Genomic DNA, 16,658 nt, shown 5'->3' with positions numbered 1-16,658 from the left:
TGGGAGCGCCAGAACGCCCCTTCCGGCAGGGATTGCTCACCCCATCCCTGGGGTTCGTCCTACGGACCGTGCTCCGCACGTCCAAATTTGCTCCTGGCAAATTTGTGCCGGACAAATCGGCAGGGCGAGGCGCAATGCGGCGAGCGGGCAGGCCAGGGAAGGACTGCCCAGGACTCGCGAGCGAAGCGGGACGGCGTAGCGTGGCGAGGCCGATTTGCACGCGAAGCGCCCGTAGGGTGCCGCACAGGGACTGTGCGGCATGAATCCAGTGCACAAGGACGTGATAGGCCTCTGCCATCCATAGCGTCTGGACCCCGGCATTCCAATCGCAAACGGTGTCTTCGGGAAGGGCGTGGCCGGCGCTCCCGGCCAGGCCGTTTGCGATTGGAAGGGTCGCGACTAAAGCGACCGTTTGCGATTGGGAAGGGATTGCCGACCTACGTTCTCCCCTCCTGGCACGAATCCGTACACCGGGATGGAAAACGCTCTAACGGCATTGGTACATCGCCTGGGTGGGCCGGAAGGTCGGCACCCATTTGATCGGGAAGGGATTTTCGAACTATATGGAGCCTCTATCCCGGTAGGCCCGCCAAACCCAGGCGTGCCGTCCGGCCGAGTCGTATGCGCCCGTTTCCGTTCACTCTTCGTCCTCCTCCTCATCGGGCGGCGGCGCATTCTCACTTGCGGCCGGGCTTGTTTCCGAAACGGCCACGCCGGCTTCCTGCCAAGGCGTGACCTGGAGGTCTTCGAGTTTGAATTGGAACTCCTGAGCTTCGTTTTCGGCCTTCACCGAACTGATTTGGGTAAAGGGTTCGCCTTCGGTGAGCGCATCCCAAAATCCCTTGCCTTGATACTTGTCCAGCAATTCGCGGTTTGCTTGGTACAAGCCTTGGTTTTTCTCCGTGCACGCCTCAATCCATCGGGATCGCTCGGCCACCGCGCCGACCAGAAGCGCATTGTCCTGCTGGTATTTCTTCAACTGGCCGACCGCAGCGCGCAAACGCTCGTTGAGGCCGCGAATGCGTTCGGAATCCTGATGGATGCGCCCCTGCAGCGATTCGTTACCGGCTCTCAAGTTATCGAGACTGGCCTTCTGCTGCTGGACCACACTCTCCAATCCTTCGAGTTGCTTGATCTTGTCTTCAAGCTTTCCGACCTGGTCCAGCAAGGCGCTCTTTTCCCCTTCCAAAGCCGTCTTCTCCTGGCTCAACTGGCGCAGCATGCCCTGCGCCTTGCGCAAGGCTTGAGCCGCAGCACTGTCTTGCTTGGGCGCCTGGGCGTGTACTGCCGAAGGGCCAACCACGGCGCACCACAGCAACAGAAAAAGGACGGCGTTTTTCGTCCGCCGAATCAAGAAAAGCGAACGCATGTCGAATGGGCTCATGACTCGATCTCGATGTTTTATTCCAAATCGCTTTCAATCAGGAATTGTTTTGTAGGGTGGGTTAGGCCGCGAGGCCGTAACCCGCCGAGCACCCGCGGACCTGTCCTGAGCCAAGTCGAAGGGTCGGTGGGTTACGCGGAGCCGAGGGGCTAACCCGCCATCGATGGATTTCGCTTCGCTCTACCCATCCTACGATGAATGTTCTATCGAATGCCGAATGGAATTAGAACCGCGCGTTCAAGTCCACCAGCAGCACGTCGACCCCGAACGGAGGACCGTCGATTTCGTCGGCCGAGAGCCAGCGGATATTGGCCCAAGTGTTTTTCGCCAAGCCATATACCATGCCGGCCATCCATCCTTTCGCATCGGTCCCGGCCAAGTGGAAATTGGAGTCCGTGAACGCATCCAGTACCGAATCTCGCTCGAGATACTTGTATGCGAAGAAAGTGCTCCAGTCGCCGAATTTACGGATTTCCGGCCGGCCCACGTCGAGACGGACCTGAAAGGCGGTAGTCTTGGGCTTGATGGTTTCGCCGGTACGTTTCAGGATTTCCTTTTCATCAAAGCCGATGTTCTCCGAGTAATTGGCAGTGAACATCACGTGGTTTTCGCCGAAGCCACCGTAATCCAGGGCAAACATTGCATCTACGATATTAAAGTCGGATGCAAGGCCAACCAGACAAACGATTTCATTGACCGCGCACCCGTCTGGATCATTACCGGGACTGCGTATCGCAGCCAAACTATTGCCCTTGGTGAAGAATTCCGGCGCCGTCCAATCATTCCTGCGGCTACCGAGCGCATTGGGCTGCGCCACGATATTCTTGTAGTCGTAATAGGCAACGCCCGCCTTCACCCGAGTGTTGGTACCGAAAAGCCAATCCAGGCCGCTTTGTGCCGCCCACAGCCACTTGTCCTGAGATTCCAATTCGATTTCCTGCAAGGGAAAGGCGCCCAAGGTCAGGAAGGCCGTGTTAGGCGTCGAAAATCCCATATTGATTTGACGGTACTGAGGCCCCGACCTGAAGAAGTCCTGGGCAAGCTCTGCCTTGGGTCCGATAGGCAGGCGGAACGTGCCGGCGAAACCTTCGAAACTGAGGTCCGGGTCGAACAGGTTGTCCGTGGAAAGCCATGGATTGGCGAAACGCCCGGCCCATACGGTAAACCAGTCCGTTCCCTTTCCGTCCACGTGGTCGTATTGAAGAAAGGCCCGATCCAGCGCCACCTCATACTGTTTCCCGTATTGTCCCAAGGTTTGGTTGATGGAAATCGGGCTGCGATCGTTGCTGGTGGCCAGGCGAATGCCAGCTTTGAAGTGATCGGCGATTTGCGCCTCCAGTCCAAGGCGCACGCGAATTCGGTAACGCTGCCGGTCGACCGTGGTATTCAGGAAGGCATCCTCTCCCGCAGCAGTGATGCCGCCATCTTCATTGATGACCGGCCAGTTAAGATAACTGCCTTCCTGATTGTCGTCCGCAAATAACTGATCCTCGAAACGCACGCGAAAATCGCCCGACAACTTGAACCGATTCACCCAATCCGGCAGAGCCGCCGGAACGCCCCATTTTTCCGTCTTGGCCTGGGACTTGACTTCCTTTACCACTTCGTCGCGCAGTTCCTTGCTCACCTCGGCGCGAATCTCGTCCTTCACGAAATCCGGAACGTAAGTCACCCGTACCGGCCCCGGCTTGCCCTTGCCCGGATTACCCTGTTTTGCAGCGACCTGCTCTTCCTTTGCGGCTTCCGCCTTGGCCTCCGCCGCGGCCTTGGTTTCCGCCTGCTTGATCATGTCCTCCGCTTTCGATTTGTCGATGATTCCCTGCTGCACCAGGATATCGATCAAATTGAGCGTGGTGTTCTTGAGCTTCAGCAGTTCTTCTTTTTCTCCCGCCGCCGCGGTGGACGCCAAAATCAAGGCCAAAGGCGCGGCGAGCAGCTTGCGGTCTGCTTTCATGGAATTCCCCAAGTCGTGTTATTTCTGAGTCTGTTTTAGGAGCGGATGCGGATCTTCACCGGCTGCGGCATGTTCTCCGGAGGAGCTTTGAGCCTGGAGCGGAGTGTCCCCAAAGCCGAACGCAAGGCTTCGTCCACATCGCCGTCCCCGCTGGAAGAGGCCAGTTCGGCACGGGAAACGCTTCCGTCGGCGCCGATCCAGATATTCGCAATCACCGAAATCTTCTTGTCCCGCGCCTTGCTCTGGCTCAGCTTCTCCCGCAGTTCGTCCGCGATCTGGCGCTGCAACTGCTGGCCGTACCAGATGATGGCGTTGCCGCCGCCTCCCCCGATGAGCCCCCGTCCGCCTTTCTTGCCGACCAGCCCGAAAGCGTCGGACCCGGCGGCACCCTCGGCGTCGACGCCCAGATCCTCGCCGGGAGGCGGTTCATCCGCTTGCTGCTCGGGTTCCGGCTCGGGCTCCGGTTCCGGTTCTTCGATCTTCTCCTCCTTGATCTCCGGCTCCGGCGGCTTTTCCTCGGGCGGTGGCGGCGGAGGTGGCGGGGGCGGTTGGATCACGGTGATCTGCTGGACCTGTTTCTTGGTCTGCACCGGCTTTTCGAAAAGGTCCTTCAGAAAAAAAACCGCCACCGCGATCAGGACGATCAGAACCCCGCCGATCCCGAGCGGCAGATAGCGAAGCCAGGTTTTCTTGCTCATGGCGGGCGACGGAGACGAGGCTTACTTCACCAGTTTCTGCGTCACCAGGCCGAGCTGGCTGATCTGCAGGCGCGTGACCACGTCCAGCACGTCGATGACCTTTTCATACTGGATGGCGGCATCGGCCTTGAGCACCACCGGAAGGTCCGGCGTGGCCGCCTTGTACTGCGACAGACGGGTTTCGAGCTCCTGGAGGCTGACCGGATAGGTGTCCAGGTAAATGGTGCCGTCCTGGGTAATCGAAATCGCCTTGGTCTTCGGCTTGGACAGAGCGGGCGTGGCGCTGGCCTTGGGCAGGTTGACGGTGATGCCTTGTACCGTGGCGGTGGTCATGATGATGAAGATCAGCAGCAGCACGTAGGCCACGTCCAGCATGGGCGTGATGTTGATGTCGTCGTAGACCTTCTCTTCGGATTCGACTTTCATGGCTTATCCCCCGCGGTGACGCTCGGCCAGGCGCTCCGACACCATGGCCAGAAACTCGTCGGTGAACACCCGCATCTCCGCGGTGAGGTCCTTGATTTGGGTGAGCAGGTAGTTGTAGCCGAACAGGGCCGGGATAGCGACGGCGAGACCCGCGACGGTGGCGAGCAGCGCGCCGGAGATACCGGGTGCAATGGAGTTGATGTTGACATCGCCTGTGGCGGCGATCACGGCGAAGGTGATCATCACCCCGAGCACGGTACCCAACAGGCCCAAGAACGGGCCGCCGGAGATGGCGATAGTGAGCAATACCATATTGCGGTTGAGCTTTTGCCCCTCGCGCACCACCGCCGCGTCGAGCCGCGCCCGCAGAACGTTGAGCGCCTCGTCGGTCAAGGGTTGGTTGGCCAAAGTGCCGAAGCGCTTTTTGAGCTCCTGAACCCCCGCGTGGTAGACGTGGTAGACGGGAGAACTCTGGAAGTGATCGTGCTTGCCCACCACCGCGGCAAGAAAATCCGATTCGCCGAGTTCCTTCTCCTCCTCGGTTTCTTCCTGATCCAGCGCTCCGGGATCGGCGGAAGCGTCCATGTTCCGGTATTGGTCGAGGAAGGCGCGGTTGTCCTTATTGGCCCTGGAGATAGCCAGCCCCTTGGTGACCATCACCAGGGCGCTGATCACGAACATGACGCCGCACAGGGCGATCACCACCCAGCCGTCGACGGTCAGACTTTGCAGGATGATGACGAAATAATTGGGACCGCCCGCCCCTTGCTTGGATTCGTCCTGGCCGAAACCGAGAACGTTGAAATCGGCGCTTTGGCTGCGCGCCAAGAGCTTGATCCAGTCGGCGCTGCGCGCCGTGTTGGCAATCTGAACTTCGTCCAGAAAGCCGATGAGGCTATCGCCTGCGGCGCCGGCGCCCAAGGTCACCATCGGATTCATCGGCCCCGCCGAAGCCGGCGACTCGCCCGCCTTGTTGCCGTCCAGGTACAGTTCCAGCTTGTCCGTCCGCAGAACCACGGCGATGTGCTGCCACTTGCCGAGTTGCAACGGCGCGGGAGGCGTCTCGACCCCTTGGCCGTTGTTCGCATATTTCGCGACCAGACCCGTGTCGCGAACCGACAGCTCCAGCGCGTTCTCGCCTTCCCCAGCGTGCAAGACGTAAGCATTCGACTGGGCCTGATCGATCTTCAGCCAGGCGGAAAAGGTCCAGCCTTTATCGGGCGAAAGTTGCAGAGCCGGATTGGCATTGATCGCAATGCCGCCCGCTCCGGTGAATTTGGCCGCTGCACCGATCCAGCCCGCCGGTTCCGGCGCGGCCTTGGAATCCGCCGCATGGTTGCCGTAGGCGGTGGCGTCCTTTGGCATCGGGTCCGTCTCGTCGAAATGCAACACCAGCGCCTGATGCACGTCGTACGTCCCGTTCGCGTCGCCGCCATCCGGCGCTTCGGCGTTGCCGTAATACATCCAGATCGAATCGGTGCTGATCCCGCCGCGGAACTGCGGCGCCTTGACCCAGACCAGGGCCATCTCGTTGATCGCGTCGAACTTCTCGACGTGATACTTCAAAGGCGTCTTGTCGTCCGCCATGAAGCGAATATCCTTGCCGTTTTCGGCCAGGTCCATGAAGTAGGCGAAGTTTCCGGTATGCAGGCGGACCAGCACCGGGAACTCGGCCAAGGTCTCCTGGATATCCGCGCCGGTAGCTCCGCCGTCCAGCGAAATCTGTTTGCGCGACGACCAGGCGTCGTTCCACCAGGCGTGAACGATGCTCGGAACGAGCACCAACCCCAAGGCCAGAGCGTAGACCCTCACTTTCATGTAAGTTCTTGTATTTACTGATTTTGAAAGCATGTATTGTGTTACATCAATGTTTCAGATACGTGACGATTTCGCCCCGATCGGGATGCCGAATTCAGGCACCTGGAGCGGAAAATCACCCGTCGATATCCCTGGATCGGAGATCAACTGCAGCCCGCCTTGCCATCCCTCACGTCGCCCACGCTGCAGTTGCCGAAGCCGATGACTTCCGTAGTAATCACGCTCAGCCCGGACTTGGCCTGGCCGGATTGAGCCTGCTGGCCATCGCCCGAACCGCCGACATTGGCCTGGTCCGTAGCCTGTTTGGCAGCGCCGGTTGCAGAATTGTCGACTCCTGCCGGTACAACCGGAGGGGGAGGGGCCGTGGGAACGCCAACCGTTCCCTGGGACGCCTGGATATTCGAGGCACCAATAACCGCGGTGGCCGCGATGACGACCTGGCCGCCGCGGATGCCCGCCTCGCCCGCATTCACCACGCCTTTCGGCGCTGCCAGAATGACCGATCCCTCGGGTTTGTCTGGCGTGCTGACGATCGCCTGGATGCCGCTGCCCGACACGATGGGAGGGAATATCGTTTTTTGGTTTCCTTCCTCGTCGAAGGTCGTAATAGGAGGCGGTGCTGAAATAGCGGCTTTCGCCCCCCGCCCGGCGTCGATGTCGCCTTCGGCCGACCAGATCACGATGTCGCCGCCGTCCATGGTAAAAACGCGCGACTCATTGACCTGGAAATCTCCTTTGACGAAAGCGTTCAGGTCCCCCTCGCGCTGCACGACGATGCCGAGTTCGCTTGCGTCCTTGGCACCGGTAAACGCCACCGCCAGACCGGCGTTCACCAGCCCGCCCGGAACGGTAATATCGATGTCGCCGCCATCTAGCGTCTTGATCTTGCTGAAGAACAGTTTCAGATCGCCTTGGTATTCCTTATCCGGGAATAGCGTTTGAATCGCGTCGAAACCTCTCTTGTACTGCCTTGCGCGTTTGGCTTCGTCGCTCTCGGCCGCCGCCGCGGAGGCGGATTGGCGAATTTCGTTGAAGAGAATTTTCAGCAGCTCGCGCCGTTGACGCTCGATGGGCAGGGTCTTGAAGTAGGCCAGCGAAGCTTCGGGATCTCGTCCGCCGATGTCCAGCTTGTAGCTCCCGGAATCCAGATAACGCACCATAAACGCTTCGACGTCCATTTTTCCGGCCAATCCGGTCTGCACGATGATGTTCGCGCCGCCGCTGCCCAAGGCCGGGTTGAACAATCCGCCGATGGTGGAAACGCCGTTCGACGACCCGAGATCGATGCTTCTCCCGGCGAGCAGTTGCAACTCGCCGGGACCCGCCAATTCAATCTGGTAGTCTACGTTCGCCAATCCGCCGACGGGATTGCGCGGGGACCTGAACCGAATATCCCGTCCGGCGTGAATGACGGTGATATCGTCGTCCCTCAGATTCTGCCCCTTGAAGGTGAAATCGCGTATATCCCCCCCGGCCTTGATGACCGCAGCTTTTGGCGTGTACAAGCGGAGCTCGTTGCCGCGTCGGAACGCAATATTCCCGTGCTCCGCGACGACCCGCACCGGAACCGTATCGGACGCATGGACCGGCACCGCTGCGTGAATGAGCTCGGCGCGTCCGCGCGGATCGAACCGGGCGTCCGCCGTGGTATCACTGCCGGACATCACGGATGCCGGAATTTGCGGATTCGGGAGAAGCGCTGGATCGGCGTCGGACATGTTGATGTCGACGAACCCCCCTCCCGCCCCGGTGCTTATGTTATTGGCGGCGAGGAGCTCAAGCTGTCCCCGCGCAGCGGGATACATCTTGAACGAACGCTCGATCGAAATATCGCCGGAAAAGGCGGTGGCCTTGAGCGTCCCCGGATAAATCGACGCGGCGAATTTGCTCTCCGACGTCAAGCTCCCCAGGGCCAGCCGGTCGGTATCGTTCTGCAGCGTCACCTTGCCGCCGACGGACGACAAATCGATCGCGCTGGCATCGCTGTAAGTGAAGAAATAGCTTTCGGTTCCGTTAACCGTATCCGGGACTCTGTCTTGTCCCAGAACCGTCGGATTGAAGGCCGCGCCCAAGGTGAGATTCTGCCGGGCGGAAAGCTCGAATTGGGAGGACCCCAGCGCCACTACCGGAGCGAGACCGTTCGCCCCGATCCCGAAATTGCCGCCGGCCTGCATGCGCCCCTCGCCAAGGCCGGTGAAATAGACGCCGCCCAGGAGATCCTTGCCGGCCGAAACATCGATGTTGCCGCCCCCCTGAACCACGAACTCGTTGGTCAGGAAGTTGACAGGGTCGTCCGGGCTTGCACGTTGCCCCACGGGCTTGCCGGTCGTGGGAACCATGACCGAAAGATTCTCCACGCTGCCCCCGGCGCTGACCCGAACGTTGCCCCCGCCCAGGGCGCCGACGTTCTGATTGAAAAACCGGCTATCCGGGTTGCCGAAGTCCCCGCTCAGATTGATGCCCCACATGGTAGGCCGTTCCTCGGTGTGGTCGTTCCGGCGGCTCCAGTCGCCGGTCCGCACCAGCCAGTCGGTCATCAATTGGCCGGTAGCGGCGCCCTTGATGTTGCCGCCGGCTTTGATCGCGATATCGCCGCCGTCGACCGGATATTCCGCATAGAATCCTTGCGCCACCAACTGATCGTCCATCGATCCGTAGCGCCGATCGGCCGCCGGAACGTCCGAATCCCCATCGGTCGGACGGCCGACGGTATAGACCGCCGCGGCGCGATCCGAGTCGGTGGCTCCTTCCTCGAACACGATATCGCCTCCCGCTTCCAGCGTGATGGTGCCGGTGCCCGTGCGAACCACCTGATTGGCCGCCAGATTGATGTTATTCGCGGCGGTCAGACGATAGCTCCAGGAATGTCCGGATTGCAGAAAATCCTGATAAACGGGATACCCGAAACCGAAGGGGTCCGGCAACGATCCGGGCGCGAAGGCGTCGGTCAGCGACGCCTCGACATCGATGTTTCCTTCGGTTGCGTTGAGAGTCAGGTAACCTGGAATGCCGTCCGGATGCCACGATGGATAGTCCGAGGCGAAATCCCAGGTCGACACGAGCTTCAGGTTCGCTCCGCGCACTTCCACCCCAGGAGTTAGCTTGATCGCTGCCCCGGATTCGTCTACCAACGCGGGCGGAGTGGCCATGAAGGTCTCGATATCGCTCCGGAAGGCTTCGATTCGGGCCGCGTTGATGTCGCTCTCACCCTCGAACACCCGTGTCGCTTCCAGATCCGCCTGCGACGCACCCGTGATTTTCGTGCGGATGTCCGTCACGGCGACGTTCCCTCCCGCATCGCGCCCGGTGCGAAGATGCAAGAATCCGCCGGCGCCGCCGCTGCCGCCCGAGACGTCGATCAAGCCGCCGGACGCGGACAAGTCGAGCAGGCCCGATCCCGCGTCGTCGGGATGCACCGTATCCAGCGTCACGCGGCCGCCGCGCTCGCCTTCGCCGTGTGCGGCGGCTCGTAGACGGGCGCCGCCACCGAGCACGATCCCGTTGCGGGCCGCGATCTCGATCTCCCCGCCTTCGGTTCCGGACGCGTCGATCTCGCCCGAGATATCGACCGCGCCGTCGTCCGCCCGCAGGCTGAACCGGCGGGCAAGGACAACATCGCCCCCGCCGATCGCGACGTCGCCGCTACGCTGACGCAGATCGATTTCATCGGCAAAACCCCCATCGCGCAGATGAGCATTGAGCGCCGAGAATCCGCCGGGCCCGAAGTCCATCTCATCCAGCATCAACGAGCCCTGCCGGTAACCGTCGGCCGCACCCGCGGTGACCTGCCCTTCCCAGCGGAAGGTTCCGTGCGGTGCCCGTATGTTCAGGAGGCCGGCATCGCCGCCGCCTACGGCCCCCGCCAGATTGACCGATGCTCCCGAAGCGAAATCGATATTCCCCGAGTTCGCGACCAGATTCAGCCGACCGGCCGGAGCGAACCGGACCTGATCATCGAATTTCACGCTTCGCCCGGAAAGGTCGATACTCGAGCCGGCTCCCACCAAGATATCGCCGGTCAAGGCGATGAGATCCAATGCGCCGCCCGGCAAATCGAAACGGCCTTGCTGCACGATCGCGTCGGCGGTAATTGACCAGGCCGCGCCCAGCGGCGCCGAAGTGGAATCGGGAACGTCGCCGGTCGTCCGGACTGCCACGGTGTGACCGCTCGCATCGATCGTCGTCGTCGATCCCGACGCCCCGGTGATCCGGCCGGCCGCGAGAACGAGGTCGCCGTCCGCCGAATATTTTCCCTCTCCCTGCCCGCCGAGGTTTTCCGCGGCGTTGAGAGCGACCTGCCGAAATCCGGACAGCGCGAAGTTTCCGCCGCCCAGCGTGATGTTTGCGGCATCCAGCGTCAGCGTCCCCTCCCCGTTTCCCGCTCCGGCAGTCGCCGGGGAGGAAGTATTGGCCAGAGTGATCGCCTCCGCCGAAATCCTTGCTTCGTCGGATACCTCGGCGAAGCCCCGCAATGCTGCGGCATCGATGGTAAGCCGCTTCAGACCGACGGAAACGCCGTCGTAAATATTGACGTCCGAGCGACTGGTCAGAATCAGGTTGTTCGCGCCCAGGGCGCCCACCTGCCCGGACGACAGGACCAAACCGCCCGTACCGGCAGGAGCCTCGCCCAAGCTGATCGCGCCGGCGCGGAACTCCAAGTCTCCTCCGGGAATTTCGACGGTTCCGTGGAACACGGTGTCCTTGGTGGAGTCCAGGAGAATCGAACCGGAAGACTTGAGGAGGGCTCCGGCTTCGACGGTCAAAGTCCCGCGGGCTCCGCTGACGGCCTTGTCCCTCGTGACCGTCGCAAGACCCGACGACGATACCCGGACCAAGGCGCCGTTGCTGTCCGCAGCTCCGGTCTTCGGATCGTTGCTCACCAGCAGGGTTTCGCCCGACGATTCCGTTTTGCCGACGCTCTCCACCGCCGCACCTTGTGCGATAGTCAGATTTTCCCGTGCGGCGAGAAGGAGTTCCTGTCCGCTCAGCCGCGCCCCGCTGCCAACGATCACCGAGCGCGAATTGACAGAGAGCCTTCTTCCCGTGTTTTCCCGGCTCCGGGAACCGCCCAACAAGATACTTCCGACGTTCAGGTCATTGAGTTCCTCGGCGACCAAACCGACATAGCCTTCTCCGATCGCCGCGAGGTCCTCGCGGCGCCCCACCACCGCCAGCCGGTCGGCGCCGATATCCAGACGCCCGCCGAGCCCTCCCGAGGACGAAGACGCCAGAACCGTCCCGCGTAAAGACAGGCTGGCCTCCGCGAACACGGCGACGGTACCCGCGGAAGCGGGCAAGTCCGGTACCGGCTTTTCTTCGGCTGCGGCTTTCTCCTCGAAGAACTCGTTAGCCAGATACTCCTGATATTCGGAGCGTGTTCTGGCGATGTCGCCGGTCTCCACGGCGAATCCGCTCCAGCGGGAGTCGCGGATGGCCGTTCCCGCCGCCTCCCATTGCCCGGCGACGATGGGTACGCCGTCGAGCCTGCGCGCGACCGAACCCGGCGTGACGTCCTGCGTTCCCGGCTCCGGCGAGATCAGGTAGGCGCCGGGCAGCAAGGCGTAATGGGCGGGCAGCAGTGTGTAGTGGCCTTCCGGCAGGCCCGATCCCCCGGCGAGGTAAACGCTGTCCCCGACCGTCAGGCCGGAGCCCGGAAATTCGATGGGATCATAAGGAGTCATGAGTCCGTTAAGACCGGGAATCACCGCAAACGACGGCCTATAGGCGAAACTGCCGTCCAGGAACCCCGGGTCGCCCGGATTCAGCCAGTCGACGGAACCCCCTTGTCCCTTGACGAATTCGAAGGCATAGAGATCGCCGCTGCCGGAAATGTCCACGGTGGCGCCTTCCTGGAGAGCGACCTGGCGGCCTCTCAGATTGATCCGCTTTTCCGGCAGCAGCTCGGTACCCTGTTGCAGGTCACGTTCCAAGCCGAACACGCGGTTGTTATTCTCGGCTAGGGGAAAAATCCAATCGAGACCGCCTTGCGTCCGGCCGAAAGGAACGATCAATCCTTCGCCGGAAACCGAGGCGAGGCTTCCGCTGGTCAGTTCGAGCAAATCGTCGGCGTCGAGCGTCAACGTGCCGAAGGGCGCTTTCAACACTCCCGAGCTGATGATGTTGGGCGCGTTGATAGTCAGGCTGCCTCCCGCCGAGAACACGGGGGAAGAAGCGCGCCCCGACGACTCGATTCGTATGGTGGCGCCCGGCGCATCCTCGACCCGGATCGCATAATCGGTGAGGGTCGCCGGATAGATCTGCGCGGCGCGCAGCTCCAGATCGCCGGCGATCCGGAACTCGCCCTTGTAGTCACGCTGGGCGTTGGCATTCGTAATGATGCCTCTAGCGCGTATATCACCCGAGCTGTTCAGGTTCGCGCCGGAAAAGCCCTGGAGACTCGCACCTCCGATCAAGTCGATGGCTTGCGCATTGATGGCGAGAGCGCCGGCGCCGGAAGTCGCCGCCGGAACCACGCGGCTATCGGTGGACCCCAGCGCCGCATAGGCGGCTTCAAGTACGACCCGTCCGGCATCCGTCGAATCCTCCCGCTGCCAGGAAATCTTGGGCGCATCGAGCACGATTTGCCGCTCGGCTGCCAGGGAAACGTCCCCGGAAAACCGTATTTCTCCGACATTGCCGTCACCGTTGGATCTCAGCCTGACGGAAGCGAATCCCCCGCCTTGTATCTGAGCGCTCTCGACCAAGGCCTGTGCGTAGAACCGATCCGGGATTTTGGCGCCCGGAGCGAGACCGTCGGGAATCAGGGTCCGATCCGATGCGGAGACCTCGATGACACGAGGGATGGGAAGCTCTTGGTCGGAATTCGGACCATCGTCCGGGAACGGCACCCCCCCGATGTCCCGCGCTTTGAGGCGTAGACGTTTATCCAGCTCGATATTGAGACTGCCGCCGCCGGCGTTTGCGCCGCCTGATGCCGCGCGGAAAGAGCCGTCCCAGAGAATGCCCTCGGCTGCGGTCAGGTTCACCGTGCCGCCGCGCGAAGCGACCAGCCGGGGAGTGATTTCAAGGCCCAGGCCGCCGCTCGTTCTTTCGAGAATATCCAGCGTGCGGGAAGAGCCCGAGGCATCGATCAGCGAATCCTCCTGCGCGAGAATATAGCCGCGGCCGGCGACGAGACTGATTTTGCCGCCGGGCAGCAGTTCGCCCTTGCGAAGCCCGAGAGGATCCAGCTCCGGCTTGAAAGCGCCGCGCGCCAGCAACCGGCTCCCGGTCTCCAGCCAGATCGCCTGGGAGTCGTTGAAGCCCCGATCTACGTTCGGTTTGGTGATTCGGAGCGAGATTTCACCCGAAGGGGCGTCTATCGTGCCGCCAAGGGCAATCCCCGTATCCGAAGCCAAGGCCACTTTTCCGCCCGCATCGGTGCGAATTTCGGCGCCGCGTTGAACGGTCAGCCATTCCTTGCTGTCGTAAGTATTCGCCTGATCGACCGCCAGGCTCAGGATAGCGGCGGGGCGGAGAAATTCCGGCAACTCCACGATGCGGCTGTACACGGCCAAATCCCCGCCGTCGGGCAGCGACTCGAATCCCTTCCCCAACTCCAGTGTGCGCACCAAGGGATGGACCAGCCCCGGGGTGACGATTATGCCGAACACGTTCGACGTCAGCCGGTAATCCGTAAACCCGCCTCGCTGGAAAAAATCGGACGGCAGCACCAGCGGCTTCAACACGGAACCGGCATGCGGAACCACCGGCCCGTCGCCGATGGCGATCTCGTTGGCGGTCAGGCTCAGGGTGCCGCTCCGGTCGATGCCGAATCCACGCAAATCCCCGTCCAAGACCAGACTCGCGCCGTTCAAACCGGTCGCGGCCAGACTGATATCGCCTCCCCGGCCGGCGGTAAGGCGGCCGTCCGCATCCAGCCAAGCCCCGCCGCTCACGTCGATTCGGCTGCCGGCCTCCAATACCAGATCCCCTTCCCTGGTCTTGATCGCCACCGTTCCGCCGTCTATGGCAATCGGAGAAAAGCGGTTGCTTCCCGGAAGATCGGGCGTATCGTTCACCCATGCTCCCCGTGCATCGATCGCCGCGCCGGAGGCCAGCGTGACCTCGCCGGACGTCGGTGTCCCCGCGCTCCCGAGAGATTCGAGACTGATCGATCCGGAGGGGATGCCAATCTCGCCGGCTACGTCGATTCGGTCCCCTGTAAGCTTGAGGCTGCCGCCGGCCGGAAGCGCCAGACGGGCGTCGTCCTGTATCGTGATTCCCCGACTGCTTTTCACGGCCACATGCCGCGACTCCGAATTCGCCAGGGCGCCGGTGTCCAGCACCAGGGGCGCGGGGATGTTTTCGCTGCCCGACCCGCTCTTCGGAAACTCATCTTTCTCGCCGATATCGCGAACGATGTGGTCACCGGCAAAGACGACCGCCTGCCGCCCCTGGCCGATGCCTACGTCGATCGTCAAGGAACTTCCCGGCACCCGCTTCCCGACGGTGCGCTGCAATCGGCCGTCGACCGTCTCTCCGCGCAGTACTCCGTCCAGCGCCACGCGGTAGCCGCTCAGTTCCAGAGCTCCGCCGGGCTTTCCCTCCACGTAGCCCGCCTCGAAGCGGCCGAGACCGAGCGGCCCCGGAATCGACCAGCGGCGGGTAATGCCCCACTTTTCGTAAACCTTGATCACTTCTCCGAACACGCCGTCGTAAATGCGGTTCGGATCCGCTTCGCCGATATCGTATAGCCGGCCCTGCGAAATCAGTTTGGTAGTGCTGATGTAGCCGTCGCGATACGAGACCGAGCCGCCCGAATAGTCCAGCACCGCGCCGGGTTTGACGATCACGTCGCCCTCCGAGCGGATTCGGATCGTTCCGCCGGCGGTGCTGCGCTCGTCGATATTCCGTTCGATGCGGGCCAAGGCTCCCGAAATATCGGCGATCTTGATCGGATCGCGGATATCCACACGCACGGTCTTGCCTTTCAGTATCCCGTTTTTCTGCAACGGCGAGTCCCGCAGCTCGAAAGAGCGCAACTCCACCTCCGCCACGTTTCGCTCCATCGGAAGGGAAACGTCTCTCAGGCCGGAAGCATCGATGCGGCTTCCCGACTCCATGTATATCCGGCTGTCGTTCTCGACCCCGGCTACCAGCGGCGTGGCCGGACTTTTCGTAGCGGTTAGCTCGATCTCTCCCGCCGGGGCGTAAACCGTCGAATCCTTGCGAAGCACGATCTTGCTGCCGCTGATCTCGATTTTCGAGCGTGCCTGGGGCTGGGCGTCCACGGCGGTTTTCGACTTATCCGAGTCCGGAATCACCTCCGTAACACTGTTCGGTCCCAGCTCTACCGTAGCTCGTGTCCCAAGTCCGTCCCCGAGATCCTGGACGCGGGCCGTGCTCATCGGACGCAACAGCTTCCTGCGTCCGCTTTCAACGGTTTGGTGGCCCTCCCGCGCCAGCAAGCGTACCGACCCGTTCAGACTGACCGAGGTGGTAGCCGATACCCGACCTTCTTGATTGACGGCAAAACCGATCAGGGTGGCATTGCCTCTTTCCGTGATGATCTTGCCGACGTTCTTGACGTCACCCCCGGTCTCAACCTCCACCAGAAGCCCTCGGATGCCGGAATCGGGATCGGCTTCCTGCAGATACACCTTGTCCGTCGCCGCCGCCAGAATCGTCTGGCCGTCCGGGGTCTCGATGGTCCCCTGGTTCACCACCGACGGCGCGGCAATAATGATCCGCCCGCCTGGAGCATTGGTTCTCAATTGAGCGCCCGGCTGGACGAAGATTTGGATTTTGACTTTTTCACCGTTCTGGTCGAAGACGAAACGGCCTTGCGCGTCCTTGAGATAAGTCTCGCCGCCCGCTTGCAGCGCGGCGGTTCCGTCCTGGTCGAACGCCTTGGTAATGCCGCGCTTGAATACGTCCTCGCTGATGTTGAGCGTGGTGGCAACCAGCGAATTGACGTTGACTTGGGCGTTCTTGCCGAATACGAAGCCGTTCTTGTTAACGAGATAAATCTGCCCGTTGGCCGTCAGGGCACCGAAAATGCGGCTGGGGTCGTTTTGATGGATGCGGTTCAGGGCCACCGAGGTAGCGGCCGGCTGATTGAAGTGAACGGCATTCTCCGCGCCGATGTTGAAACTCTTCCAGTCGAGAATGGCTTTGTCCGTCAACTGGTTGATCACCATCGTGCCGCCATTCACGCTGCGGGTGGCGTTTCCCAGGGCCGCCCATACGTCGGCGGCGACCGGCAGCTCGGCATGGACCGGCGGCGGGCTTGCGCTAAGCAAGATACCGCTCGCCATGCATGCCCGCACCGCGGCAGCGAGCGGCTTCAGGGCAATCGTCTTATTCTCGGGTTTATTCCGGTTCTTAACAGACATCCTCTTTACCTCGATACTTGCGCCCGTGGTACTGCCTAGGA

At 61.8% G+C, this 16,658-nt stretch carries 6 protein-coding genes; all 6 read right to left on the bottom strand.

Going from position 1 to position 16,658, the window contains the following annotated elements; translation table 11 throughout:
* Positions 1-637: 637 nt before the first annotated feature.
* Positions 638-1,384: a hypothetical protein gene (locus tag ACR2TX_RS09700; RefSeq protein ID WP_077730074.1), complete on the bottom strand. Its 747-nt coding sequence runs from the start codon at positions 1,382-1,384 to the stop codon at positions 638-640.
* Between the two features lie 223 nt (positions 1,385-1,607).
* On the bottom strand, positions 1,608-3,338 hold the full coding sequence (locus ACR2TX_RS09695; protein WP_434131986.1) for a putative porin: 1,731 nt from the start codon (positions 3,336-3,338) through the stop codon (positions 1,608-1,610).
* A 35-nt stretch (positions 3,339-3,373) separates the two neighbouring features.
* On the bottom strand, positions 3,374-4,036 hold the full coding sequence (locus ACR2TX_RS09690; protein WP_156881686.1) for a TonB family protein: 663 nt from the start codon (positions 4,034-4,036) through the stop codon (positions 3,374-3,376).
* Positions 4,037-4,057: 21 nt separating this feature from the next.
* Positions 4,058-4,462 (bottom strand): ExbD/TolR family protein, encoded by a 405-nt coding sequence (locus tag ACR2TX_RS09685; protein ID WP_077730071.1) that lies wholly within the window; start codon positions 4,460-4,462, stop codon positions 4,058-4,060.
* A gap of 3 nt (positions 4,463-4,465) precedes the next feature.
* Positions 4,466-6,280 (bottom strand): DUF2341 domain-containing protein, encoded by a 1,815-nt coding sequence (locus ACR2TX_RS09680; RefSeq protein ID WP_434131983.1) that lies wholly within the window; start codon positions 6,278-6,280, stop codon positions 4,466-4,468.
* Positions 6,281-6,423: 143 nt separating this feature from the next.
* On the bottom strand, positions 6,424-16,617 hold the full coding sequence (locus ACR2TX_RS09675; protein WP_434131981.1) for a filamentous haemagglutinin family protein: 10,194 nt from the start codon (positions 16,615-16,617) through the stop codon (positions 6,424-6,426).
* Positions 16,618-16,658 lie beyond the last annotated feature (41 nt).

The organism is Methylocaldum sp. GT1BB (assembly GCF_051027545.1).
Taxonomy (GTDB): domain Bacteria; phylum Pseudomonadota; class Gammaproteobacteria; order Methylococcales; family Methylococcaceae; genus Methylocaldum.
This window is presented reverse-complemented; position numbering and strand designations above follow the sequence as displayed.